Genomic DNA, 23,669 nt, shown 5'->3' with positions numbered 1-23,669 from the left:
GCCTAAGTCGTCGGGGGCCGGGTGAGGGCCTCGGAATGCTGATCGGCGACACCGGCCACCGCCGACAGGAGGTTGGGGTCTTCGCCGCGGGCGAGGCCGGCGTACTCCAGCGTGAGGGAACCGTCCGGGTTCTCGATGGCCTTCACCCACAGGCGACGCCGCGGGACGAAGAGCGAGGTCAGGAGTCCGAGCAGGATGAGCACGGCGAACAGCAGCACCCAGATCTGTGCGGGATCGTGGTGCACTTCGAGCGTCGCGAACCGCTTGACGCCATCCAGCGAGATGGTCCCGAGCCCGTTCGGCAACTGCACGGTCGTGCCGGGCTTCAGCTCCAGCGCCTTGGTCTTGGTCGGAGGACCGGCCAGCTGCTCGAGCGTGTCGGTGTTGAGGCTGTAGACGGACTGCGGGACGCCGTTGTCGACGCCGAGGTCGCCGGCGTAGACGTTCAGGCTCAGCACCGGATCCTCAAGCCCTGGGAACTTGGACGCCAGTGCGCCCTGCGCCGTCTGGCTCGCTGTGACGGTCGGATAGAAGAAGCCGATCATCCCGACCTGCTCCTTCAGACCATCCGGGATCTTCACGAACCCGAGCGACGTCAGGTTCGGGTCCGCCTGCGGGATGAAGGGCACGCTGTCACTGAAGACGACCTTGCCCTGCGGATCCTTGACCGTGATCGTGGGGGCGTACCCGTTTCCGAGGAGGTAGACGTTCGTGCCGCCGATGGCCAGCGGCTCGTTGACTTTGATGGTCGTGTCGGCGGTGGAGTCCCCTGGGCCGGTCGTGGTCACGTGCGCGGTGTAGTCGAGCGGCGTGCCGATCGCATCCTGGTTCTTGGTCTCGTACCGCACGTCGAGCTTGTTCACCGCGATGGAGAACGGCGAGAGGGACGCATCACTGAAGAAGCGCCCCGGGTTGAACGAGTTGTACGACGGGAGGCTGTTCACGAAGCTCTGCCCTTCGACCACGATCTTCTGGCCGGTGTAGCCGAAGCCTCCCCCGACCCCGATGGCGAGGAGGACCCCCAGCAACGCGATGTGGAACACCAGGTTGCCCGACTCGCGGAGATACCCGCGCTCGGCCGACACCGACGTGGAGCGCGCGTCCTGATACAGGGCTACCCGATAGTGGTTGGCCTTCAGCACCTCCCGAGCAGCGACGACCGGGTCGACGGCACCAGTGCGCAGCTCGGCCGGCAGGACCCGGGACTGGAATCCGGACATGCGCGCCAGCCGCACCGGAGTCCGCGGCGGCTTCGCACGCATCGCGCGGAAGTGGTGCGCGGTGCGCGGGATGATGCAACCGATCAGCGAGGCGAACAGCAGCAGGTAGATGGCCGAGAACCAGACCGACGTGTAGACGTCGAAGGCCTGCAGCTTGTCGAGCACCGGAGCCAGCGACGGGTTGTCGGTGAAGTACTTGGTGACGCCGTTCGGGTCGGAGCTCCGCTGCGGGACCAGCGACCCGGGCACGGCGGCGATGGCGAGGAGGAGGAGCAGGAACAACGCGGTGCGCATGCTCGTCAGCTGCCGCCAGAACCAGCGGATCCACCCGGTCGGGCCCAGCTTGGGCTGCGCGACGTCGGGGTCCTCGTGCGGAGGCGCGGAATCGATGTGGTCAGAGGGCCGGCTCAAAACCTTGGATCACCGCCAGAAACTGTGACATGAGCTCGCTCCAGAGGCCGGTCACCATGAGGATGCCGATGACCACGAGGAGGACGCCGCCGATGATGTTGATCGCCCGGATGTGCTTCTTGAGGAACGCGACCGAACCCGCCACCCAGTCGAAGCCGAGGGCGACGAGGAGGAACGGGATGCCGAGGCCGATGCAGTAGAACAGGCCAAGAAGGGCTCCCCGCCAGGGCGAACCGCTTCCGACGCTGAGCGCGCTGATGGCCGCGAGAGTCGGGCCGATGCACGGCGTCCATCCCAGCCCGAACACGATGCCGAGCAGGGGCGCCCCGATCAGTCCGGTGGCCGGGCGCCAGGACGGCTTGATCGTCCGCTGGAGGAACGAGAACTGCCCGATGAACACCAGGCCCATCACGATCACGAGCGCCCCGAGGATCCGGACCACCACATCCTGCCAGCGCACCAGCCAGTAGCCGAGGGCGCCGAACGCGGCGCCGTAGGCCACGAAGACGATGGCGAATCCGAGGACGAACAAGGCGACGCCGGTGAGCAGTCGCGACCGGTCGCGCTTGGCACCCGGGTCGCTGATTCCGCCGACGTACGCGAGGTATCCGGGGACCAACGGCAGCACGCAGGGCGAGGCGAAGGACACCAGGCCCGCGAGGAGTGCGATCGGCAGGGCCACCAGGAGCTGGCCGCTGAAGACGATCTGACCGACGTCGCCCACCTCAGTGCTCGGCCACGGCGTCGGAGATCAGGGAATCGAGGATGCTCTTGTCGGGGATGGCTCCCAGGATGCGGGCGGCTACGCGGCCCTTCTTATCCACGACGAGCGTGGTCGGCGTCGCCTTCGGCGGCACCGTCTTGCTAAAGGCGAGGAGGACCGAGCCGGTGTCACGGTCGAGCACCGACGGGTATGTGACGCCCTTGTCCTTCTCGAAGCTCGCCGCTGTTTGAGCGGAGTCGTAGAGGTTCACGCCGAGGAACGCGACGCCTTGGTCGGCATACTTCTGACTCAGCGTCTCGAGCGCCGGGGCCTCCACCCGGCAGGGTGGGCAGCCGGCGTACCAGAAGTTCACGACAAGGACCTTGCCTGCATACTTCGAGGAGCTGACGGTGCTGCCGTCCTGGAGGGTGCCGGTGAACGAGACAGGCGCTCCGCGGTTGGCGTCGGCGTACTCGCTCACCGTCCCGTCGCCGGCGATGTAGTTCTGGCCGCTTCCCGAGCGGTACTGGTTCGCGAGGGAGTCGTTCGCAGTGCAGCCGGTGAGGGCGAGAGCCGTCGCTGCGGCGAAAGCCAGGACGGGCATGAGGGTGCGCGAGCGCACTCGGGATGCGCCGGTCACACGGCCCCCACATCCGTGGCGGCGACCAGGAGGCTCGCGGCCGGTTCGATGTAGGCGACCTCGGTGAGGCGCTGCGCCTCCGGGGTACGGCCGAGGCGGGAGGCGGAGGTGTTCCCGGAAGCGGTCTCCGGCGACGGGTCGGGCTCGGGTTCGCTCTCCGGACGGAGTTCGAAGGTGGTGATGCTCGACAGCGCGCACCGACGCTTGCGCGGGTCGTGCGGATAGCGCTCCCCGGCGACCGACAGATGCGTGACCCAGATCGGCAGCTGGTGGCTGACGAGGATGACATCGCCCTCGTCGACCGACAGGAACGCGTCGTGCACGGCAGCCAGCATGCGCCGCTCGATGCTGGTGTACGGCTCGCCCCAGCTCGGTCGCAGCGGATTCACCAGGTAGGGCCAGGAGACGGGCTTGCGGACGGCCAGCTTCATCCTGGTGCCTTCGAAGCGATTCGTCGGCTCGATGATTCGGTCGTCGATCACCGGCTCCAGGTCGAAGGCGGCCGCGATAGGAGCGGCGGATTCGCGCGTGCGCTGAAGGGGAGACACCCGCAGGGCGGTCACCGGCCGGCCCCGCGAAAGCAGGTCGTCGGCCGCCGCCTGGGCCATGCGGTGGCCGAGTTTGGAGAGGCCGAATCCCGGCAGCCTGCCGTACAGGATGCCGTCGGGATTGAACACCTCGCCATGACGGACGAGGTGAACCTGGCTCGCTACCACAGCTCCAGTCTACGGAGGGGTTCCCCTTGAATTGACTGAGCGCCCATCGGCGTCGTGTGCGGCCGGGTTCTCCACACCTCTAACACCCGACGGACTTATCCCCAGATTCTCGCCTTCGGGATTTCACATGGTCCATGTTCTTTAGCGTCGAGCCATGGCCGAGGAGGAAGAAGAGGGTGAGGCACTTGCGAACATCCCCAACCATGACCGCCCGCGAGAACGGATGCGCCGCTTGGGCATCGGAGCGCTCACCGACGACGAAGTGCTTGCACTGGTTCTCGGGTCGGGACAGACCGGTCGGAGCGTTCTCGCCCTGGCGCGGTCGGTCCTCCGGAGGACCGGCGGCTTTCCCGGCCTTGCGACGATGGATTTCGCCCGCCTCGAGCGGCTTCCCGGGGTGGGGCCGGCGACCGCGGGCCGATTGGTGGCGATCACGGAGATCTGGCGACGGGCCGGGGCGTCCTCGACGTGGACCCGGCTGGTCGACCACCAGGCGGTCGCCGATGTGGTCCGCCCTGAGCTGTTGCATCGCGACAGCGAGAGGTTCGTGGTCGTGGTCGCCGACCGGGCTGCCCGCCCGATCGAGCTCGTCCTCATGCGCGACGGCGGCGTGGACGAGACGACCGTTCAGCCCGCGGACGTGCTCCAGGCGGTGCTCACCCGTGGAGGGCGGGGCTTCGCGGTGGCGCACAATCATCCGTCGGGTGTTCTCGACGCCTCTGTGGCCGATCTCATGCTCACGAGGCGCCTCGACCAGTCGGCGGCGACACTCGGCGTGCGGTTCCTCGGCCACATCCTGGTGGCCGGGGACAGCTGGACGGCCTTGTCCGCTCCCGGCTCCGGGCCTACGGCGTCAGGCGCGTCGGGCCGCGGAAGAGATAGGTCGTCTCGCGCAGGTTCGAGAGGTGCAGCATGAGCATCAGCACACGGGCCAGTCCCATGCCGAAACCGCCGTGCGGCGGGATGCCGTAGCGGAAGAACGCCAGCACGTCTTCGAGCTCCTCCACCGAGAGCCCCTTCTCGGCCGCCTGCTTCTCGAGTACATCGACGCGGTGCTCGCGCTGTGCTCCCGTGGAGATCTCGACGCCATTGAAGATGAGGTCGTAGCTGCGCGTGATCGACGGGTCGTCCTCGTGACGCATGTGGTAGTACGGCCGGATCGTGGAGGCGTAGTCCGTCAAGAAGACGAACTCGTGACCGTAAGTCTCCTTCACGTAGGCGGAGATCTGACGCTCGCCCTCCGGGTCCATGTCGTCGTCGGCACGCGGGATCTCATAGCCCCGCTCGGCGACGATGCGCTTCGCCTCGGCGAGGGGGATGCGCGGGAAGGGCGTGGACGGCACCGTGATCTCGACGCCGAAGAGCCGCTCGATCTCCTCGCCGTGCTTCTCCTTCACCGCGGTGAAGCCGGCGACGAGAAGCTCTTCGTGCACCTTCATGACGTCTTCGTGGCTGTCGATCCAGCTGATCTCCGTGTCGACGCTGGTGAACTCCGTGGCGTGACGGCTGGTGAAGCTCGGGTCGGCGCGGAAGGCCGGGCCGATCTCGAACACGCGCCCGAAGCCGGCGGCCTGCGCCATCTGCTTGAAGATCTGCGGGCTCTGAGCCAGGTACGCCGTGGTCTCGAAGTACGGCAGCTCGAAGAGCTCAGCGCGCGACTCGGACGCCGAAGCCATCAGCTTCGGCGTGTGGATCTCGACGAACCCGTTGTCCACCCAGTACTGGCGGAGAGCGTGCTCGAAGGTCGTCTGCACGCGGAAGATCAGATTGTGGCTCGGCTCGCGGAGGTCGAGGAAGCGCCAGTCCATGCGCTTGTCGATGCCGCTGTCCGGAGCGATCGGGGTCTCGGGGATCGCCACGGTCTCGACCTCGAGCGTCGAGAGACGGATCTCGATGCCGCCGAGCTTCACGCGCTCGTCGTGCTTCAGCTCGCCGGTCGCCCGGACGAACGTGCCCTGCGACAGAGCGGAGATCGTGACGGCGGGCTCGTCGGCGACGACCACACCGTCCTCACCGACGGTACGCGGATTCACCAGTTGCACGGCACCGGACTCGTCGCGCAGAACGACGAACTGCACCTTCTTCTGGTCGCGGACGGTCTCGACCCATCCGGCGACGCTCACGGGGCCGTCGGGCAGAGCGGCGAGGTCTTTGATCAGAACGCGTGCAGTCACGAGCCCCAAGCCTACCCGTGCGGTCGGTGTGAGAATGGAGGGACCAGGCACGAAGGAGTAGCCCATGAGTTCCGACGACGTCGTCATCCTGTCCGCCGCCCGCACGCCGCTGGGGAAGATCAAGGGGACGCTCGCCTCGTTGAGCGCCGTCCAGCTCGGGACGGTGGCCGTCCGGCAGGCGCTGGAACGCTCCGGGCTCGACGCAGAGGCGGTCGACACGGTGCTGTTCGGCCAGGTGCTGCAGGCGGGCGCCGGCCAGAATCCGGCCAGACAGACGGCGATCGGGGCGGGAATCGGCTGGGATGTTCCGGCCACGACGATCAACAAGGTCTGCCTCTCCGGTCTGGCGGCCGTCATCGATGCGGCCCGTCTCATCCGAACGGGCGAAGCGACGGTCGTGGTTGCGGGAGGTCAGGAGTCGATGACCAACGCACCGCACGTGCTTCCCGGGTCGCGCCTCGGCTGGAACTACGGCTCGATCCAGGCGCTCGACTCGGCCGCCCACGATGGACTGACGGACGCCTTCGACGGAGAATCCATGGGGGCGTCGACCGAGAAGTACACGGAGAAGCTGGGACTGCGGCGCGAAGCGCAGGACGAGTTCGCGGCCCGGTCGCACCAGCGGGCCGGGGCCGCGGCGGCGGACGGCACCTTCGACGCGGAGATCGCGCCCGTCAGCATCCCGCAGCGCAAGGGCGACCCCATCGTCGTCAGCGTGGACGAGGGCGTGCGGCCGGATTCCACCCCGGAGACCCTCGCCCGACTCCGCCCGAGTTTCGCCCAGAACGGCACGCTCACCGCGGGCAACTCGTCACCGCTGAGCGACGGCGCTGCGGCGCTCGTGCTCACCAGCCGGGAGAACGCCGAGAGGCTGGGACTGCCATGGCTCGCCCTCGTCGGAGCAAGCGGGCAGGTCGCCGGACCGGACAACTCGCTGCACTCGCAGCCGTCGCGGGCCATCGAGGCGGCGCTGCGGCGTGGCGGGTGGAGCGTGTCCGAGCTCGACCTGATCGAGATCAACGAGGCGTTCGCGGCCGTCGCGCTTCAGTCCATGTCCGACCTCGGACTCGATCCGGCGAAGGTGAACATCCACGGCGGTGCGATCGCCCTGGGGCACCCCATCGGGGCCTCGGGCGCGCGCCTGGCTGGCCATGCAGCACACGAACTGGCGCGCCGCGGGTCGGGGCGCGCGGCCGTGGCGCTCTGCGGCGGTGGCGGACAGGGGGACGCGCTGCTGCTCTACCGCTGAGTCCGGGCAGCGCTCGCCCTACGGCCGCTCTAGCGGTCCAGGTGGCGCTCGTCCGGGCCGGTGTACTGCGAGAGAGGGCGGATCAGCGAGTTCGCCGCGTACTGCTCGAACACGTGCGCCGTCCAGCCCGCAACGCGAGCCGCTGCGAACAAAGGCGTGAACGTCTCCGTGTCGAAGCCCATCAGGTTGTAGGCCGGCCCCGACGGATAGTCGAGGTTCGGCTTGATGTTCTTCCGCTCCGCCATCGCGGTCTCGAGAGCGTCGTAGAGGTCGAGCAGGTCCTGGCGGTCGTAGTGCTCGACGAGCGTGACCAACGCCTCTCGCATGGTCGGAACGCGCGAGTCGCCGTTCTTGTAGACGCGGTGGCCGAAGCCCATGATCTTCCGCTTCTCGGCGAGCGCGGAGTCCAGCCATTCGGCGGCGCGGTCGGCACTGCCGATCTCGTCGAAGGCGTGCATGACGGCTTCATTGGCACCACCGTGCAGCGGCCCCTTCAGGGCGCCGATCGCACCGGTGACCGCCGAGTACACGTCCGACAGCGTCGAGGCGATCACGCGGGCGGTGAACGTGGAGGCATTGAACGAGTGCTCCGCGTAGAGGATGAGGGACACCCGGAAGGCGTCGACCACCACGTCGTCCGGAACCTCTCCGAAGGTGAGCCAGAGGAAGTTGCGCGAGTAGTCCAGGTCGTCCCGGGGTTCGATCGGCTCCAGCCCCCTCCGCCGGCGCTGAATGAAGGCGACGATCGTCGGCAGCTGGGCGAGCAGGTACAGAGCCCGGCTCTCGTTCAGCTCGGGGTCCAAGATGCCATCGGACTGCTGCAGCGTCGGGTCGAGACCGCCGAGCTGACTGACCGCCGTGCGGAGCGCATCCATCGGGTGCGCAGACGCCGGGATGTCCTCCAGAGCGCGTCGGGTGCGATCGTCCAGGCGACGCAACGAGCGCTCGAGCGACTCGAAGGCGACGAGCTGGTCGTCGCTCGGCAGCTCGCCGTGCCACAACAGGTACGCGACCTCCTCGAAGGAGCAGTGCCGCGCGAGCTCCTGGACCGGGTAACCCCGGTAGAGCAGGGAGTTGGTCTGGGGGTTCACGGACGAGATGGTCGTCGTGTCCACGACGACCCCGGCGAGTCCCTTGTGGATCTCGATGTCGTTCATGTGAGCTCCTTCGCTGCTGGTGGGAGGGACGGGCTCCGGTCGAACCGTGCCTGGCCGGCGCTAACGACGAACCTCGAAGTTGTATACCGAGGTGTCGAACGCGTTGTATCCCTCGTAGTCAATCAGGTCGTACAGATCGGCGCGATGCTGCATCTCGCCCAGCATCGGCTGCAGCGTTCCCGACCCCAGAAGCTGGTCGAGACCGCGCTCTGCGGCACCCATCGCGAGGCGGAGGAGAGAGACCGGCCAGATGACGATGTTGACTCCGACGTCGCGGAGCTGATCGACGGTGAAGAGCTCGCTCTTCCCGAATTCCGTCATGTTCGCCAGGACGGGGACGTCCACCGCCGAACGCACGGCCTCGAACTCGGACAGGTCGGCCATGGCCTCCGGGAACACGGCGTCGGCGCCCGCGTCGACCAGCGCCTTCGCCCGGTCGATCGCGGCGCCGAGGCCCTCCACTGCTCGGATGTCGGTGCGGGCCATGATCAGCAGGTTCTCGTCCCGGCGCGCATCGACGGCGGCGCGGATGCGCTTCAGAGCAGTGTCCTCGTCGACCACCTGCTTGCCGTCCAGGTGGCCGCAGCGCTTCGGATTCACCTGGTCCTCGATATGAAGACCGGCCACACCGGCGTCTTCGAGGGCCTGAACGGTCCGAGCGACGTTCATCGGCTCCCCGAAGCCGGTGTCCGCGTCGACGAGTGCAGGCAGGTCCGTCATCCGTGCGATCTGCGCGGAACGACCGGCGACCTCCGTCTGCGTGGTCAGACCGATGTCCGGGAGGCCGAGGTCGGCGGAGAGCACGGCGCCCGAGATGTAGACGCCCTCGAACCCCTTCCGCTCGATGAGCCGCGCGCTCAGAGGATTGAACGCTCCGGGCATGCGGACGAGTTCACCCGAAGCGAGACGGGCGCGGAACGCGGCGCGCTTCTGATGCGCCGGGATGGAGGAGTACAGCATTCAGAACAATCCCTTCGGCGCGGGGACGGCAGCAAGAAGGCCGGGACGCGCGGTGATGGTGAGGGCGCCGAGCTCAGCAGCGCTCAACTCGGGGAGGCGTTCGGCGAGCGTCAGGAAGCGCTCGATCTCGTCGGCCTCCAGTGCGTCGGCCGCCAGGGTGCGGAACTTGGCCACGTAGTCAGCCCGGACGAACGGCCGCGCACCCAGCGGGTGGGCGTCGGCGACCGCGATTTCATCCGCGATCACGCTGCCGTCCGCCAGCGTGATGACGACACGGCCGCCGAACGCCTTCTCGCCCGGGTGGGTGGAGTGGTACCGGCGCGTCCACTCGGGGTCTTCGGTGGTGGTCACCTTGCCCCACAGCTCCACCGTCTCCGGGCGCGCGGCACGCGACGGCAGATACGAGTCGACGTGATGCCAGCCGCCGTCCTGAAGCGCGACCGTGAAGATGTACGGGATGCTGTGGTCGAGCGTCTCGCGCGACGCGGTGGGGTCGTACTTCTGCGGGTCGTTCGCGCCGGAGCCGATGACGTAGTGCGTGTGATGCGACGTGTGGATGACGATGCTCTCCACGCGGCCCGGATGGGCCGCCTCCGGGTGCTCGCGGTGCAGCTTGCGAGCGAGGTCGATCCACGCCTGCGCCTGGTACTCGGCGGAATGCTCCTTCGTGTACGAGTCGAGGATCGCCCGTTTTGCCTCCCCGGGCTCCGGAAGAGGGACGTCATACGAGGCGTCCGGGCCATCGAGCATCCAGGCGATGACGCCGTCCTCGCCTTCGTAGATCGGAGTGGGGCTCGTCTCCCCGCGCAGCGCCCGATCGATCGCCTCAACGGCCATCTTGCCCGCGAACGCGGGAGCGTGCGCCTTCCAGCTCGAGATCTCGCCCTTCCGCGACTGCCGCGTGGCCGTCGTGGTGTGCAGCGCCTGTCCGACGGCCTGGAATATCGTCTCAGTGGAGAGGCCGAGCAGTGTGCCGATGCCGGCTGCGGCCGATGGGCCGAGGTGCGCGACGTGATCGATCTTGTGACGGTGGAGGCTGATCGCGCGGGCCAGGTCGATCTGGATCTCGTAGCCGGTGGCGATGCCGCGGATGAGGTCGCGACCGGTGAGGCCGTAGGCGCGCGCCGCATGCTGGGCGACCGCCGTGACGGGCGGGATGTTGTCACCAGGATGCGAGTACTCCGCCGCCAGGAAGGTGTCGTGGTAGTCCAGCTCGCGCACGGCGACGCCGTTCGCCCAGGCCGCCCACTCCGGCGAGACGCGCGTCGACGGCCATTCTCCGAAGACGGTCGAGCCGTCCTGCGGGTGGTCGGCCGAATCGGTCAGCTCCTGCAGCTGCCGAGACGGGATCGGGTGCGCCAGCGCCTGCGCGCGGGCCGAGACGACAGGGCGGCGCGTGAGGGATGCCGCAGCGACGGCGGCGTTGTCGATCACGCGATTGATCACCATGTCGGCGACCTCCGCATCGACCTCCACGGGATCGGTTGCGACCTCTGCGATCTTCCACGCCAGCTGATCCCGGCGGGCGAGGTTCTCCTCGCTGCTGTGCACACGAACGTTGTGGAGCTTCACGTAACGAACCTACCTCCCCTACGCTCGGCTCATGGTTCCTGGCCCCGCCCTGCTGGCGTTCACGCTCGCGTCGATCGCGCTGATCATCATCCCCGGTCCGAGCGTGCTGTTCGTCATCGGCCGATCCCTGGCGCTCGGCCGCGCCGGTGGACTTCTGAGCGTCCTCGGGAACGCGATGGGGATGCTCCCGCTGATCCTCGCGGTGTCTCTGGGCATCGGCGCGATCATCGCGCAATCCCTCGTGCTCTTCACGATGATCAAGTTCCTCGGCGCCGGCTACCTCGTCTACCTCGGCGTCCAGGCGATCCGGCACCGGCGGCACACGGCCGTGACGCACGAGGCGGCCCCGACCCGGCGATCGCCGTGGCGGATCCTCGGCGAAGGGTTCCTGGTCGGGCTGACCAACCCCAAGTCGCTCGTCTTCTTCGTCGCGGTCCTGCCCCAGTTCGTCGACGCCCGCGCGGGCGCGGCCCCCCTCCAGCTGTTCGAGCTGGGAGTGGTGTTCCTCGTGCTGGCACTCGTCTCCGACAGCGCCTGGGCGCTGGCAGCAGGGACCGCGCGGCAGTGGTTCGCGCGCTCGCCCAAGCGGGTGGAGCGACTGGGCGCGACTGGCGGGGTCCTGATGATCGGGCTCGGCGGCGTGCTGGCGCTCACCGGCAACAAGCACTGACGGCGGGAGGCCTCAGCTCTCTCCGGCAGTCGCCACGGGAGCGAGCACCGCGCGCGCCAGCGTGTGGAAGTGAGCAGTGAAGCCGAGGACGGCCGGTGTCGACTCCGGGTCGAGGTCGAGGCGTTCCACGTCCAAGGCGTGCACGACGATGTCGTAGCGGTGGGTGCCCGTGCCTGGGGGCGGGGCAGCGCCCGTGAAGCTCTTCGACCGCAACTCGTTGGAGAGCATGGCGGCGCCCTGAGGGAGGTTGCCGCCACCCTCGGCGCCCGCCTTCGCCGGGAGCTCGGTCACCGACACCGGGATGTTGTACACCGCCCAGTGCCAGAACCCCGAGCCCGTCGGCGCATCCGGATCGTGGATCGTCACCGCGAAGCTCTTCGTCTCGGCCGGGAAGCCGGACCACGACAACTGCGGTGAGACATCGTCGCCGCCGGCGTCGGCCGCCCAGTGCGCACGGGCGAGCGGTTCGCCGTCGGTGACGTCCGTGCTCGACACGGAGAAGGAGGGAACGGCGCCGAAGCGCTCCAGAGGATCGTCAGCCATGCCGCCAGGCTACGCCCGGCCGACCGGCTCCGCCGTTCGTGCGGGCGTCCGCTTCCGGAAACGCCGGGGAAGGCCGGTGATCCCCCACAGCGTCACACGCAGCATGGCCTCCGCGACGATCCCGCCGCCCATCTTGGACGCGCCCCGCTCACGCTCGACGAACGTGATCGGCACCTCGACGATCACGAGCCCCGCGTCATACGCACGCCGGGTCATGTCGATCTGGAAGCAGTAGCCCTGGCTCTCGGTGCGGTCAAAACGCAAGGTGCGCAGGGCCTCAGCGGTGAACGCGCGGTAACCACCGGTGACATCCCGGACGGGCAGCCCCAAAGCGATGCGCGAGTACGCGCTGCCGCCCCGCGAGATCAGCCGGCGGTGCGACGGCCAGTTGACCACGCCTCCACCCTCCACCCAGCGGGATCCGAGCACGACATCCGCTCCGGAGTCGCCACCGTCGCGCAGTGCGCCGAGAAGGCGCGGGAGCTGCTCCGGCTGGTGCGAGCCGTCCGCATCCATCTCGACGATGGCGTCGTAGCCGGCGTCCAGGCCCCAGGCCATTCCGGCGCGGTAGGCCGCCCCCAGCCCGTCCTTGCCCGAGCGGTGCAGCACATGGACGCTCGCGTCCGTCGCCGCCAGCGCGTCGGCGAGTTCGCCTGTTCCATCCGGCGAGCCATCATCGACGACGAGGACGTCGACCTCCGGAGCCGATGCGCGCACGCGTCCGACGATCGAGCCGATGTTCTCGCGCTCGTTGTAGGTCGGGATGATGACGAGGGTTCGCACAACCCGCCTTTCTGTCAGGGGCGCACCTCACGGCCCTCGCCCACCCTGTCCTACCAGTCTGAACGGCAGGCGAACGACCCTTCCGGCGCTCACAGGCTCCACGATCCTACGATCGGGGCGTCGCGGATAGCCTCGCCTACGATGAGGCGGTGCCTGTCCCGAAAGTGATCCTCTACTACGTGTTCGCTCCACTGCCCGATCCCGATGCCATCCGGCTGTGGCAGCGGACCCTGTGCGAGGCGCTGAACCTGCGGGGCCGCATTCTCATCTCCGACCAGGGAATCAACGCGACACTCGGCGGAGAGCTCGACGCGCTGAAGCGCTACCTCCGCGTGACGAAGGAGCACCTCCCGTTCCGGCAGCTCGACGCGAAGTGGAGCGAAGGATCCGGCCTGGATGCGGACAACGCGAGCCTCGACTTCCCCCGGCTGTCGGTGAAGGTGCGGGACGAGATCGTCTCCTTCGGTGCTCCCGGCGAGCTGCAGGTCGACGCGGACGGGGTCGTCGGCGGCGGGAGGCGGGTGACGCCGGAGGGACTGCATCGGCTCGCTGAGACGCGCGACGACCTGGTGTTCTTCGACGGACGCAACCGCTTCGAAGCGGGGATCGGCCGGTTCCGGGATGCCGTCGTGCCGGACGTCGCCCACACGCGGGAGTTCGTGGAGGCACTGGACAGCGGCGCGTACGACCATCTCAAGGACCGGCCGGTGGTGACCTACTGCACGGGAGGCATCCGGTGCGAGGTGCTCTCGTCGCTGATGGTGTCGCGCGGCTTCCAGGAGGTCTACCAGCTGGAGGGCGGCGTCGCCCGCTACGGCGAGGCGTACGGGGACGACGGGCTCTGGGAGGGCTCCCTCTACGTCTTCGACGGCCGGGGGTCGCTCGCCTTCAGCGACCACTCCGCGGTCATCGGGCGCTGCGCGATCTGCGGTGCCGCCACCAGCAGGATGCGGAACTGCGCCGACCCGAGCTGCCGCGAGCAGCTGGTCGTCTGCGAGACGTGCGACGTGGCGGCCTGCGCCATCCACGCCCGCTGACCGAGCGGGAATCGACTCCTCCACATCGCTGAGGGCGAACGGCTTCTCCACCGTTCGCGGGAAATCTTGGCGCGGTCCTCGCGTTGCCGCCATCATGAACAGCATGGATCCGGTCTCCACCATCGTCTGGATCGTGTCGTTCGTCCTCGTCACGGTCACCGTCACGGGCTTGTCCCGGCGGGTCGGCTGGTCCGCGCCCGTCGTGCTGGTCGTGGTGGGTGCGGCCGCGTCGTTCGTCCCCGGTGTGCCGCAGGTCGCTCTGGAGCCGGAGGTCGTCCTCTTCGGTCTGCTCCCGCCGCTGCTCTTCGCAGCGGCCATCCAGACGTCCATCGTCGACGTGCGGGCCAGGCGCGACGGCATCCTCCTGCTCTCGGTCGGCCTGGTCGCGTTCACCGTGTTCGTCGTCGGGATGGCCACCTATCTCGTCGTCCCGGCCATCACCCTGGCCGCGGCATTCGCCTTCGGCGCCGTCGTCGCGCCCACGGACACCGTCGCCGTCCAGGCCATCGCCGGTCGCGTGCGGCTCCCCCGGCGACTCGTCACAGTGCTCGAAGGCGAAAGCCTGCTCAACGACGCCACCGCGCTGGTCGCCCTGAACGCGAGCATCGCGGCGATCGTCAGCGTCGTGAACCCGGTGGCCGTCGGCGGCGACTTCGTCCTCGCCGTCGTGGTGGGAATCGGCGTGGGCATCGCGGTCGGTCTGCTGCTCGCACTGATCCGCAAGCAGTTGCGGTCGCCGGTGCTCGACACCTCCCTGGCGCTCGTCACTCCCTACCTGGCGTTCATCCCCTCGCAGTTCCTCCACGGGTCGGGCATCCTCTCCGTGGTGGTGGCCGGCCTGTACCTCGGCTACCGATCGCCGACCATCCAGACGGCCGAGGCCCGCATCGCCGAGACGATCAACTGGCGCACGATCAGCTTCCTTCTCGAGAACGCCGTCTTCCTCTTCATCGGTCTGGAGCTCCGCTCGATCCTGACGGGAGCTTTCACCTCGGGGATCACCGTGCCGCAGACGATCATCATCAGCATCGTGGTGCTCGTCGCGATCTTCGGCGCACGTTTCCTCTGGATGATCGGGACGACCACCCTCTACCGGTACGGTCCGCGGCGGCTCCGGGAGCGCGGCTGGTCGTGGCCGACGGGCATCGCCGTGTCCTTCGCCGGTATCCGTGGCGTGGTGACGTTGGCGGCCGTCTTCCTGCTTCCGGGCCAGACGCCGCATCGCGAGTTCCTGCAGTTCCTGGCATTCGTGGTGGTCGTTGCGACGCTGCTCGAAGGACTGGCACTGCCGTGGGTCATCCGCCGGCTCAAACTGCCGCCTCCCGACTTCGCTCAGGAGGCGAGCGAGATGCAGCGCCTGCTGGCCGAAGCCCAGTCGGCCGGGTTGGAGCATCTCGAGTCCCAGGTCACCGGCGACGAAGACGATCGGGTGATCGAGCGGCTGCGGATCAACGCGCTCTTCCTGTCGGACGCACTAGAGAACCCGTCGCCGGACGAATCGGCCGACCTGCCCCTCGAATACCGGCGGCTCCGGCGGACGATGATCGTCGCGGAGCGGCAGGCGGTCCTGGAGGCGCGCGCCGAAGGCCGGTACCAGGAGCCCGCGGTGCGATCTGTGCTCGCGTTCCTGGACGCGGAGGAGTCCGCCCTCAAAGCGGGCGGCGCCGACGGGAAGAAGTCGCTGATGTGACCGTCAGCGGCACGCCCTGTCAGCGCACGCCGTGTCAGCGGCACGCCGTGTCAGCGAACCGTCGTGTCGTCGCTCGGCGCGTCCACCGCGGCCAGAAGCGCCGCCGACGGCGCGAACCCCCCACGGCGACCGCGCTGCTCCCGGGGGCGGCGCGCCCACAACCGCGACCGCTTCGACGAGAGGGCGAGCACCACGAGGATGTCGAGAGCCAGCCCCAGGAGGTTGTTCTTCAGCGACACCTGCGGGCCGCCGTTGAAGAAGTCGATGGCCGAGAACACGATGATCAGGCTGCTGTACGACATCGCCGCGATCCGCGCCCAGTTGCTGCCGAAGAAGATCAGCAGGGCGAGCAGGAAGTACAGCACCAGCCCCGCGGCGAAGACACCCATGAAGACGCCGAGCGCCACACTCACGACGGCCTGCTGATCCGGTGGCACCGCCTCGGAGGCGAGCTCCGAGTCGACGAACCTATGCCAGTCCAACACGTTCAGCACGATGTAGCCGACGCCGGCCAGGATTCTGAGCACCATCAGCAGCACGCCGAGCGTGGTCGGCACCGGGCGGCGCTCCTGCAGCGCGAGCCGGCGTGCGTCCGCGTCAGCCGCCACCGTCGCGCCCCGGGCATCCACCACCACCGCGCTGAGATCGACGATCGGGAGGTCGCCGTCCGTCTCGATGCTGTCGCCTCCCCCGTTCCGCGAGTGGTAGCCCGTCGAGAAGTCCCTGATCACGCTCACCCCGACGCCGACGTCCGCCGCCAGGAGGGTCGAGACGATGTGGTCCCGCTCGATGTCCGTGTTCGCGTCGATCTTGTGCGTGATCTGCAGGGTGAACAGGGAGAAGCCCACCGAGCGGTCGAACGTCCCGGCGGCCAGCCAGTCCACGCGGTGCCCTCCCGGCAGCAGCCAGCCGTCCGGGCAGCGCCAGAACCGCACGTGGTGCCGCTTCGCGGGGTTGCCCTTCACCTCCTGCTGGTACGCCACATCCTGCTGGCGTCCGAACAAGAACAGCGGACTCACCGGCGCCTCGTCGTAGCTGCGCCGCACCAGGGTCGACGTGATGATGCGCCCGCTGGAGCGCAGCGTGACGTCGTCCGCGCGCGTCCAGCCGGCCTCCCGCATGGCGTCGTCGAGCTGCGCCTCCGAGCCGAGCAGCGCCAGGTTGATGGGGTCGCCCAGCAGTCCATCGCTCGTGCGCGCACGGCCGATGAAGTAGTCGGGGACGTAGATCTCGGTCAGGATGCGGTGCAGCCGCGGCAGTACCAGGTACGCGAGCACGATCCAGAAGACCACGAAGAACAGGATGAGGAACCATCCCCACTCGAAGCTCTCCGTCAGGACGAGCCAGGCCAGCCAGACGGCCGAGAGGCCACCGAACACGAAGAAGACGTAGTCGACGACCGTGCTGCGGGAGGCATGGCGGCGCGTCGCCGACCGGCTCTTCGGCACGTCCTGCGGCTCCCCCGTGCGGGCCATGGCGCCATCCTAGAGCCCATCGACTCCCGCACCGTAGGGTGGGCTCATGAACAGCATCCAGGCCCGCGGCGCCGAACTCCGCCGGCTGCACGAATCGCCAGAGCTCCTCCAGGTGGTCAACGTCTGGGATGCCGTCAGCGCACGCGTCATCGCCGACCTTCCCGACACCCGCGCACTCGCGACGGCCAGTCACTCCATCGCGGCGACGCTGGGCTACGAAGACGGCGAGAACATCCCGCTCGACCTCATGCTCGACATGGTGGGGCGCATCGTGCGGGTGACCGACCTCCCGGTCAGCGCCGACCTGGAGAGCGGGTACGGCGACGCCGGCGAGACGATCCGGCGCGCCATCGGCGTCGGCGTCGTCGGCGCGAACCTCGAGGACAGGATGCGCCCGTTCGACGAGGCGGTGGACCAGGTCCGGGCCGCCGTCGCAGCCGCCGAGGCCGAAGGCGTTCCCTTCGCGCTGAACGCGCGCACCGACGTCTTCGTCCGGAATGCCTACCCGACCGACAACGAGAAGATCGAGGAGGCCATCAGGCGCGGCCGGGCTTTCCTCGACGCCGGCGCGACCTGCGTCTTCGTCCCCGGCAGGTTCGACGAGCGCACGGTGCGCCGACTCGTCGGCGGCCTCGGCGAGCGCAAACTCAGCGTCATCGCCGTCCCGGGATCCGTGGCCCCCGGACGGCTGCAGGAGCTGGGCGTCGCCCGCGTCTCGTACGGACCGTGGTCGCAGCGGGTCGCGCTGACCGCCCTCCGGAACAGCGCGCTCGAGCTCTACGCGGGCGGCGAGCTGCCGCTGGGGACCCAACAGCTCAACTGAGCCGGCCGACGGAGGCGACTCGACGAAGCGGACCCGACTGGCGCCCGGCGTAGGGTGAGGCCATGAGCGACTTCCGCGCCATCGTGATCGAGCAGCGAACCGACGGCGGGCGGATCACCGCCCACGACGCCGAGCTGCGGAGGGTGACGGACGCGTTCCTGATGCCCGGCGACGTGACGATCGCGGTGGAGTTCTCGGACCTCAACTACAAGGACGGCCTGGCGATCGCCGGCCGGCCGGGGGTGGCGCGCACCTCGCCGCTCATTCCCGGCATCGACGTCGTCGGCACCGTTCAGCATTCTCTCGACCCGCGCTGGCAGCCGGGCGACCGCGTCGTGCTCAACGGCGCCGGTCTCGGCGAGTCGCACCATGGCGGGCTCGCAGAGAAGGCCCGGGTCGACGGGGACGCCCTGGTCCGCATCCCGGATCAGCTCACCTCGGAGCAGGCGGCGGCGGTCGGCACGGCCGGGTTCACCGCGATGCTGGCGGTGCTGGCTCTCGAGCGGAACGGCGTGGACCCTGTTGCGGTCGCCGAGAGCGGGAGCAGCATCCTCGTCACGGGAGCGGCCGGTGGCGTCGGTTCCGTCGCCGTGGCCCTGCTGGCGAAACTTGGATACCCGGTTACAGCCTCCACCGGTCGCGCAGACGATGTGCGCGACTACCTCACCGACCTCGGCGCCTCCACGATCATCGACCGGTCGGAGCTCGACTCCCCCGGAAAGCCGATGCAGTCCCAGCGCTGGGCCGGCGCGATCGACTCGGTCGGCAGCCAGACGCTCGCGAATGTGCTCGCGCAGACCCGGTACGGCGGTGTGGTCGCCGCCTGCGGGCTCGCGCAGGGTCCAGACCTCCCGGCGACCGTTCTCCCGTTCATCCTGCGCGCCGTCACCCTGGTCGGCATCAACTCGGTGGAGGCCCCTGCGGCGTTGCGCGAGACCGCCTGGCGCCGCCTCGCCACCGACCTCGACGAGGAGTCGCTCGCCGCCATGACGCGGTTCATCCCGCTGGCGGAGGCGATCCCGGCAGCCGACGACATCCTGGCCGGCCGGCTGCGCGGCCGCACGGTGGTCGACGTCCGCGCCTGAATCGCCGGCCGCGGGCAGACCCCTCGGTATGCTGACGCCATGATCGTGCTCGCCACCGTCGTGGTCACCCTCGCCGCCGCCCTCCACGTCGCCATCTTCTTCATGGAGAGCGTGGCCTGGACGCGCCCCGCGGTCTGGCGTCGTTTCAACGTCGAGAGCCAGCAGGCGGCGGACACCGTGCGTCCGATGGCCTACAACCAGGGCTTCTACAACCTGTTCCTGGCGATCGGCGCGGTCGTCGGCCTCATTCTCTATGGGGTGGGCCAGCACGCCGCAGGGCTGGCCCTCATCATCTTCGCGGCGGCCAGCATGATCGCGGCGGCCGTCGTGCTGACGACCACGGGCCGCGGGTACATCCGCCCGGCGATCATCCAGGGCATCCTGCCGCTCATCGGGCTGGTGCTGCTGCTCATCGGCTTCGCGAACGGCGAACGCTGAACGGTCAGCGCAGCTCCGGCGCCACCGACTCCGGCCGCAGCCCCCGCCCGATCAGCCGCGAACTCATCCACTGCATCCCCGGCGTGACCGCGGCGAGCGCCGCCCGCTGGGGAGCGGGCATCGGCTCCGGCAGCAGCCGGACACCCTCCGGCCGGGAGATGAACCGGTGCGCCGCGAGCTGGATGCGCTGCATGCCGGCCACCGCAGGCATCCGTCTGCGCTGGATCCCCTCGAGGAGCCGGAGGTCGACGTCACCGACCGGCCCCGTCCCACGTGCATCGACCGGGCCCAACTCGCGGAGCGTCTCCGTCAGAGCGTTGGCCGTCGCCACCGCATCCTGCACCGCGTAGTTCACGCCGACGCCGAAGGCCGGCGACATCGCGTGCGCCGCATCCCCGATCGCCAGGAAGCCGTGCCGGAACCATCTCGGCAGCCGGTCGATCTGCACGCTCAGCAGCTTGATCTCCTCCCAGTCGGTGATGCTCTCCAGGGCCGTCTTCAGGTGGGGCGCGGCGCCCGTCACCGCCTTCCGGAAGGCCTCAAGGCCCGCATCGTGCAGCTCGCCGAACCCGCCTTTGCGGATGATCAGCCCCACCTGCACGTAGTCCTGGCGTTCGATGGTGACCACCATCCCGCCTCCGCCCACGTAGGCGAGCGTGTGCGGAGGGAGGTCGCCCGGTTTCGGCAGGCGGAACCAGAGCACGTCGATCGGCACACCGAAGCTCCGCGGGCGCAGTCCCGCCTGCTGGCGGAGCGCCGAAGCGCGGCCGTCCGCCGCGACCACCAGCCGCCCCCGGATCTCGAGGTCGCCGTCCGGCCCGCGTGCGACGATCCCGCGCACGGCACCGGCCTCGTGGAGGAGGGCGGTGGCCTCCGTCTGCATCAGCAGCCGGAAGTTCGTGTGCTGCCGGGCCTCCTCCGCAAGGAAGGTGAGGAAGTCCCACTGCGGCGCCAGAACGAGGAAGTCGTTCGGCGCTCCGAGACGGCGGAAGTCGATCGGGTGGAGGCGGTTGCCGTTCACGACCACGTCGAGCGCCCGGATCCCCGTGTGCGGCAGGCCGAGGAACCGCTCGCGCAGCCCGAGTTCGCCGAGGACGCCCACGGTGGACGGGTGGATGGTGTCGCCGCGGAAGTCGCGGAAGAAGTCGGCGTGCTTCTCGACGACCACCACCTCCACACCGTTGCGCGCGAGGATCAGTCCGAGCATCATCCCGGCAGGTCCGCCCCCGGAGATGACGCACGTGCTGTTCAGCGTCTCCATGGTGTCGTCCTGTTCGTGATCGCCGCGACCTGTCAGTCGATGACGCCGCCCTCGGCGGCCAGCTCGCTTCCGTCGACGCGCAGCGCCTCCACCAGCCGAGCGGCGTGGGGCGTGGAGACGATGATGCGCGAATACTCCTCGCCGTCGAGGTCGATGACGACGGCGGCACGCTGCTTGCCCTTGATGAGCAGGAAGTCCTTTCCTCCGTGGAACTTCCAGGTGCCGAGCGACAGGGTGAGCGGCACTGCGGCACCGGGCGCCCGGATGCCGCGGATCCAGATCCACGGGTCCTCGGTGATGGCGACGGAGCGGATGCTGTCGCGGGGGACCACCAGGTCGTCGCGCTTCATGGCCAGCACCCTCTCGGCCCGCGTGAGGCGGATCTCCAAGCGGTCGGGGTGAACGTGCAGGTCGGCCATAGGTCTATCCTGCCAAGCCGACCGCCCCAACGGGTCATAGGAAGCTCACAAAGCCATCACATTCAGAAAGAGATGGGGTCCCTGCTCCGGCATGTATCCTTCTCGTCGTGGCAACGCAGCGACGAACTCCGGGTTCGCAGACTTCACTTCGTGAAGCCAACCGAGCCCGCATCGTCGACGCCATCAAGAAGCACGGGGGGCTGACGCAGGTCGAGCTCGCCGGTGCCACTGGGCTCTCCCCCGCAACGGTTTCCAACATCGTCAAGGAGCTCTCCACCTCCGGCGTCCTGCACACCGCGCAGAGCATCCGCTCCGGCCGCCGCGCCCAGCATGTGACCCTGGCGCACGCGCTCGGACTGGTGGTCGGCGTCCACTTCTCGACCCGGCACCTCCGGGTCGCCCTGGCGGATGTCGCGCACACCGTCGTCGCCGAGAACCACATGCCCCTGGCGCGCGACCACCGGGCGGACAACGAACTCGACAAAGTGTCCCTGCTGCTGAACGACATGCTGGAGTCGGTGGATGCCTCCCGCGACGACCTGCTCGCCGTCGGCATCGCCCTCCCCGCCCCGATCGACCGGGCGACGGGCACCATCGCGCGCAGCGGCATCATGCGCGGCTGGGACGGCGTGGTGGTCGCGGAGTCCATGGAGCGGCGCGTCAAACGACCGGTCTTCATCGACAACTCCGCCAATCTCGGCGCCCTCGGGGAGTCCCGGTTCGGCGCGGGCCGCGGCAAGCGGAACACGATCACGCTGGACATCGGCGACGGGATCGGAGCCGGTCTGCTGCTGAACGGCCAGATCTACCGGGGCAATCACGGCGTCGCCGGCGAGTTCGGCCACACCACGATCCGTGAGAACGGGCCGCTCTGCCGCTGCGGAAACCGGGGATGCCTGGAGGCGCTCGCCGGCGGCCCCGCCATCCTGGACGAGCTGCGCGACCACCTCGGAAGTCTCAAGCTCGGCGACGTGGTGCTGCAGGCGATGGCGGGCGACGCGCGCTGCATCCGGGCGATCGCGGACGCGGGCCGCCACATCGGCGTGGCCACCGCCAACCTGTGCAACCTGCTCGATCCGGAACGGGTCGTCGTCGGCGGCGAACTCGCACGTGCCGGGGAGTTGCTGCTCGGCCCGATGCGGCACGCTGTGGAGCGATCGATCATCGTCAATCCGGACCTCATGCCCGACATCGTCCAGGGCCAGCTCGGCACGCGCGCGGCCGCCCTGGGGGCCGTCGCATACGCCGTGGACTGCGTGTCGATCACCTCCGGCGGCGTCTCCTACTGATCGCGCTTGCACGGTGTCCCCCGAATCGGGCGCGAACCGTTACTCAATCGGTTGGCTTCAAGTCTTGACGCCAAAAGCCCCACCTGGCACACTCAACCCAGCCGCCAACGAAGGCGGTTCCGAATCGGAGGTTTTTCAATGAAGATCGCCACCAAGAGAGGGGTCATCGCGTCGGCCGCGATCCTGCTCACAGCCCTATCCCTCACAGCGTGTTCCAACGGTTCCGGCAACAGCTCCGGCTCGAGCACCAAGGATGCCTCGAGCGCATCGATCGGCCTCCTGCTGCCCGACTCCGTCACCGCCCGCTATGAGGCGGCGGACAAGCCGTACTTCGAGGCGAAGGTCAAGGACCTCTGCTCCGGCTGCAAGGTCCTCTACGCGAATGCGGACGGTGACGCCAGCAAGCAGCAGCAGCAGGCGGAATCCATGCTGACCCAGGGTGTCAAGGTCCTCGTCCTCGACCCGTTCGACGGTGAGGCCGCCGCCTCCATCGTCGGAGAGGCCAAGGCCAAGAACGTTCCCGTCATCTCCTACGACCGCCTGATCAACAGCCCCGACAGCAACTACTACATCTCGTTCGACAACGAGAAGGTCGGAAAGCTGCAGGGCCAGGCACTCGTCGACAAGCTGAAGAAGGACGGTGTCGCTTCCGGCGCCGGCATCCTGATGGTCAACGGCTCGCCGACCGACAACAACGCCACCCTGTTCAAGAAGGGCGCGCACAGCGTCATCGACTCCAGCGGCTACAAGGTGCTGGCCGAGTTCGACACCCCCGGATGGGACCCCGCCAAGGCCCAGGACTGGGTGTCCGGCCAGGTCTCGCAGTTCAAGGACCAGATCAAGGGCGTGTACGCGGCAAATGACGGTACCGGCGGCGGCGCCATCGCGGCCATGAAGGCGGCCAACCTGAGCCCGCTCCCCCCGGTCACCGGACAGGACGCCGAGCTCGCGGGCATCCAGCGGATCCTCGCCGGCGACCAGTACATGACCGTCTACAAGGCGCTGAAGCCGGAGGCCGAGAAGGCTGCTGAGCTGGCGGTCGACCTGACCAAGGGCGACAAGCCGAAGGGCGACACCACGGTCAACACCGCGGGGGGCGCGGCGATCCAGTCGTTCCTGCTCACGCCGGTCGCGGTCACGACGGACAACATCGAGAGCACGGTGGTGAAGGACGAGTTCTACGGTCCGAACTCCGCCTCTCAGATCTGCACCGCGGACTACAAGGCCGACTGCGACAAGTACGGCATCAAGTAACACCGATTCACACCGCCCGGCCCGGGATGCGCCCCTCACCCGAGAGGGTGCCTCCCGGGCCGGGCAGTTCAGAACACCCCATTCCGCTCTACCCTGAGAA

General features: G+C 68.8%; 23 protein-coding genes. 10 read left to right on the top strand and 13 right to left on the bottom strand.

Annotation, left to right across the window (positions count from 1 at the left end):
• Positions 1–2 precede the first annotated feature (2 nt).
• The 4 genes from SB754_RS17845 to SB754_RS17830 are packed head-to-tail and all read right to left on the bottom strand — an operon-like array spanning position 3 to position 3,690.
• Positions 3–1,631, bottom strand: coding sequence for a cytochrome c biogenesis protein ResB (locus tag SB754_RS17845; protein ID WP_410783748.1), 1,629 nt, complete (start codon positions 1,629–1,631; stop codon positions 3–5).
• Entirely contained in the window at positions 1,615–2,355 is a 741-nt protein-coding gene (locus SB754_RS17840) for a cytochrome c biogenesis CcdA family protein (RefSeq protein WP_410783747.1), read from the bottom strand. The genes SB754_RS17845 and SB754_RS17840 overlap by 17 nt, the downstream gene beginning before the upstream one ends.
• 1 nt (position 2,356) lies before the next feature.
• Positions 2,357–2,938, bottom strand: a complete 582-nt coding sequence (locus SB754_RS17835) for a TlpA disulfide reductase family protein (RefSeq protein ID WP_410783746.1) — start codon at positions 2,936–2,938, stop codon at positions 2,357–2,359.
• Positions 2,939–2,970: 32 nt separating this feature from the next.
• The gene (locus SB754_RS17830; RefSeq protein ID WP_410783745.1) at positions 2,971–3,690 is read right to left on the bottom strand and encodes a histidine phosphatase family protein; all 720 of its coding nucleotides are present in this window, start codon (positions 3,688–3,690) and stop codon (positions 2,971–2,973) included.
• A gap of 154 nt (positions 3,691–3,844) precedes the next feature.
• On the opposite strand from SB754_RS17830, the gene SB754_RS17825 reads away from it, so the two are divergent.
• Complete coding sequence (locus SB754_RS17825; protein WP_410783744.1) at positions 3,845–4,606, top strand: JAB domain-containing protein; 762 nt, start codon at positions 3,845–3,847, stop codon at positions 4,604–4,606.
• On the opposite strand, the gene aspS is transcribed toward SB754_RS17825, so the two are convergent.
• Positions 4,536–5,864 carry an aspartate--tRNA(Asn) ligase gene (aspS, locus tag SB754_RS17820; protein WP_410783743.1) on the bottom strand — a complete coding sequence of 443 codons (1,329 nt, stop codon included), beginning with the start codon at positions 5,862–5,864 and terminating at the stop codon, positions 4,536–4,538. The genes SB754_RS17825 and aspS overlap by 71 nt on opposite strands.
• 64 nt (positions 5,865–5,928) lie before the next feature.
• Between aspS and SB754_RS17815 the strand changes: the two genes are divergently transcribed.
• A complete protein-coding gene (locus SB754_RS17815; protein ID WP_410783742.1) occupies positions 5,929–7,113 on the top strand; it encodes an acetyl-CoA C-acetyltransferase in 1,185 nt (394 codons plus the stop codon).
• A 29-nt stretch (positions 7,114–7,142) separates the two neighbouring features.
• Here the strand turns inward: SB754_RS17815 and SB754_RS17810 are convergent, their stop codons facing one another.
• Genes SB754_RS17810 through SB754_RS17800 form a run of 3 tightly spaced genes read right to left on the bottom strand, consistent with a single transcriptional unit; the run spans position 7,143 to position 10,802 of the window.
• Positions 7,143–8,270 carry a bifunctional 2-methylcitrate synthase/citrate synthase gene (locus SB754_RS17810; protein WP_410783741.1) on the bottom strand — a complete coding sequence of 376 codons (1,128 nt, stop codon included), beginning with the start codon at positions 8,268–8,270 and terminating at the stop codon, positions 7,143–7,145.
• A 60-nt stretch (positions 8,271–8,330) separates the two neighbouring features.
• Complete coding sequence (prpB, locus tag SB754_RS17805) at positions 8,331–9,230, bottom strand: methylisocitrate lyase (protein ID WP_410783740.1); 900 nt, start codon at positions 9,228–9,230, stop codon at positions 8,331–8,333.
• Positions 9,231–10,802: an MmgE/PrpD family protein gene (locus SB754_RS17800; RefSeq protein ID WP_410783739.1), complete on the bottom strand. Its 1,572-nt coding sequence runs from the start codon at positions 10,800–10,802 to the stop codon at positions 9,231–9,233. It lies immediately after the preceding gene.
• Positions 10,803–10,833: 31 nt separating this feature from the next.
• Between SB754_RS17800 and SB754_RS17795 the strand changes: the two genes are divergently transcribed.
• Complete coding sequence (locus SB754_RS17795) at positions 10,834–11,472, top strand: LysE family translocator (RefSeq protein WP_410783738.1); 639 nt, start codon at positions 10,834–10,836, stop codon at positions 11,470–11,472.
• A gap of 12 nt (positions 11,473–11,484) precedes the next feature.
• On the opposite strand, the gene SB754_RS17790 is transcribed toward SB754_RS17795, so the two are convergent.
• Positions 11,485–12,015 carry a YbhB/YbcL family Raf kinase inhibitor-like protein gene (locus SB754_RS17790; RefSeq protein WP_410783737.1) on the bottom strand — a complete coding sequence of 177 codons (531 nt, stop codon included), beginning with the start codon at positions 12,013–12,015 and terminating at the stop codon, positions 11,485–11,487.
• 9 nt (positions 12,016–12,024) lie between these two features.
• Positions 12,025–12,798 (bottom strand): polyprenol monophosphomannose synthase, encoded by a 774-nt coding sequence (locus SB754_RS17785; RefSeq protein ID WP_410783736.1) that lies wholly within the window; start codon positions 12,796–12,798, stop codon positions 12,025–12,027.
• Between the two features lie 149 nt (positions 12,799–12,947).
• Here SB754_RS17785 and SB754_RS17780 point away from each other — a divergent pair, with 149 nt between their 5' ends.
• Positions 12,948–13,835: a rhodanese-related sulfurtransferase gene (locus SB754_RS17780; RefSeq protein WP_410783735.1), complete on the top strand. Its 888-nt coding sequence runs from the start codon at positions 12,948–12,950 to the stop codon at positions 13,833–13,835.
• Positions 13,836–13,929: 94 nt separating this feature from the next.
• Entirely contained in the window at positions 13,930–15,525 is a 1,596-nt protein-coding gene (locus SB754_RS17775; RefSeq protein WP_410783734.1) for a cation:proton antiporter, read from the top strand.
• A 50-nt stretch (positions 15,526–15,575) separates the two neighbouring features.
• Here SB754_RS17775 and SB754_RS17770 read toward each other — a convergent pair whose 3' ends face one another.
• Positions 15,576–17,000, bottom strand: coding sequence for an LssY C-terminal domain-containing protein (locus tag SB754_RS17770; protein WP_410783733.1), 1,425 nt, complete (start codon positions 16,998–17,000; stop codon positions 15,576–15,578).
• A gap of 46 nt (positions 17,001–17,046) precedes the next feature.
• Here SB754_RS17770 and SB754_RS17765 point away from each other — a divergent pair, with 46 nt between their 5' ends.
• The 3 genes from SB754_RS17765 to SB754_RS17755 all read left to right on the top strand — a co-directional run bounded on the left by SB754_RS17765 (position 17,047) and on the right by SB754_RS17755 (position 19,346).
• Positions 17,047–17,823, top strand: a complete 777-nt coding sequence (locus SB754_RS17765; RefSeq protein ID WP_410783732.1) for an isocitrate lyase/phosphoenolpyruvate mutase family protein — start codon at positions 17,047–17,049, stop codon at positions 17,821–17,823.
• A gap of 62 nt (positions 17,824–17,885) precedes the next feature.
• Positions 17,886–18,908: an MDR family oxidoreductase gene (locus SB754_RS17760; RefSeq protein ID WP_410783731.1), complete on the top strand. Its 1,023-nt coding sequence runs from the start codon at positions 17,886–17,888 to the stop codon at positions 18,906–18,908.
• Positions 18,909–18,947: 39 nt separating this feature from the next.
• The gene (locus SB754_RS17755; protein WP_410783730.1) at positions 18,948–19,346 is read left to right on the top strand and encodes a DUF1304 domain-containing protein; all 399 of its coding nucleotides are present in this window, start codon (positions 18,948–18,950) and stop codon (positions 19,344–19,346) included.
• Positions 19,347–19,350: 4 nt separating this feature from the next.
• On the opposite strand, the gene SB754_RS17750 is transcribed toward SB754_RS17755, so the two are convergent.
• Both SB754_RS17750 and SB754_RS17745 read right to left on the bottom strand, forming a co-directional pair.
• Entirely contained in the window at positions 19,351–20,607 is a 1,257-nt protein-coding gene (locus SB754_RS17750; protein WP_410783729.1) for an FAD-dependent oxidoreductase, read from the bottom strand.
• A gap of 32 nt (positions 20,608–20,639) precedes the next feature.
• Positions 20,640–21,026, bottom strand: coding sequence for a hypothetical protein (locus SB754_RS17745; protein WP_410783728.1), 387 nt, complete (start codon positions 21,024–21,026; stop codon positions 20,640–20,642).
• A 107-nt stretch (positions 21,027–21,133) separates the two neighbouring features.
• Here SB754_RS17745 and SB754_RS17740 point away from each other — a divergent pair, with 107 nt between their 5' ends.
• Positions 21,134–22,315: an ROK family protein gene (locus SB754_RS17740; RefSeq protein WP_410783727.1), complete on the top strand. Its 1,182-nt coding sequence runs from the start codon at positions 21,134–21,136 to the stop codon at positions 22,313–22,315.
• Between the two features lie 138 nt (positions 22,316–22,453).
• Positions 22,454–23,569, top strand: a complete 1,116-nt coding sequence (locus SB754_RS17735; protein WP_410783726.1) for a sugar ABC transporter substrate-binding protein — start codon at positions 22,454–22,456, stop codon at positions 23,567–23,569.
• Positions 23,570–23,669 lie beyond the last annotated feature (100 nt).

It is taken from the genome of Leifsonia sp. SIMBA_070 (assembly GCF_046534635.1).
Classification (GTDB): Bacteria; Actinomycetota; Actinomycetes; order Actinomycetales; family Microbacteriaceae; genus Leifsonia.
The sequence above is the reverse complement of the archived record's forward strand: the minus strand, read 5'-3'. Positions and strand labels throughout refer to the sequence as shown.

Excerpts from the sequence above, each read along its gene's own strand:
- SB754_RS17795 (WP_410783738.1), top strand. The coding sequence starts at position 10,834 with ATGGTTCCTGGCCCCGCCCTGCTGGCGTTCACGCTCGCGTCGATCGCG.
- SB754_RS17810 (WP_410783741.1), bottom strand. The coding sequence starts at position 8,270 with ATGAACGACATCGAGATCCACAAGGGACTCGCCGGGGTCGTCGTGGAC.
- SB754_RS17745 (WP_410783728.1), bottom strand. The coding sequence starts at position 21,026 with ATGGCCGACCTGCACGTTCACCCCGACCGCTTGGAGATCCGCCTCACG.
- SB754_RS17735 (WP_410783726.1), top strand. The coding sequence starts at position 22,454 with ATGAAGATCGCCACCAAGAGAGGGGTCATCGCGTCGGCCGCGATCCTG.
- SB754_RS17760 (WP_410783731.1), top strand. The coding sequence starts at position 17,886 with ATGAGCGACTTCCGCGCCATCGTGATCGAGCAGCGAACCGACGGCGGG.
- SB754_RS17825 (WP_410783744.1), top strand. The coding sequence starts at position 3,845 with ATGGCCGAGGAGGAAGAAGAGGGTGAGGCACTTGCGAACATCCCCAAC.
- SB754_RS17775 (WP_410783734.1), top strand. The coding sequence starts at position 13,930 with ATGAACAGCATGGATCCGGTCTCCACCATCGTCTGGATCGTGTCGTTC.
- prpB (WP_410783740.1), bottom strand. The coding sequence starts at position 9,230 with ATGCTGTACTCCTCCATCCCGGCGCATCAGAAGCGCGCCGCGTTCCGC.
- SB754_RS17765 (WP_410783732.1), top strand. The coding sequence starts at position 17,047 with ATGAACAGCATCCAGGCCCGCGGCGCCGAACTCCGCCGGCTGCACGAA.
- SB754_RS17770 (WP_410783733.1), bottom strand. The coding sequence starts at position 17,000 with ATGGCCCGCACGGGGGAGCCGCAGGACGTGCCGAAGAGCCGGTCGGCG.
- SB754_RS17790 (WP_410783737.1), bottom strand. The coding sequence starts at position 12,015 with ATGGCTGACGATCCTCTGGAGCGCTTCGGCGCCGTTCCCTCCTTCTCC.
- SB754_RS17815 (WP_410783742.1), top strand. The coding sequence starts at position 5,929 with ATGAGTTCCGACGACGTCGTCATCCTGTCCGCCGCCCGCACGCCGCTG.
- SB754_RS17835 (WP_410783746.1), bottom strand. The coding sequence starts at position 2,938 with ATGCCCGTCCTGGCTTTCGCCGCAGCGACGGCTCTCGCCCTCACCGGC.
- SB754_RS17755 (WP_410783730.1), top strand. The coding sequence starts at position 18,948 with ATGATCGTGCTCGCCACCGTCGTGGTCACCCTCGCCGCCGCCCTCCAC.
- SB754_RS17750 (WP_410783729.1), bottom strand. The coding sequence starts at position 20,607 with ATGGAGACGCTGAACAGCACGTGCGTCATCTCCGGGGGCGGACCTGCC.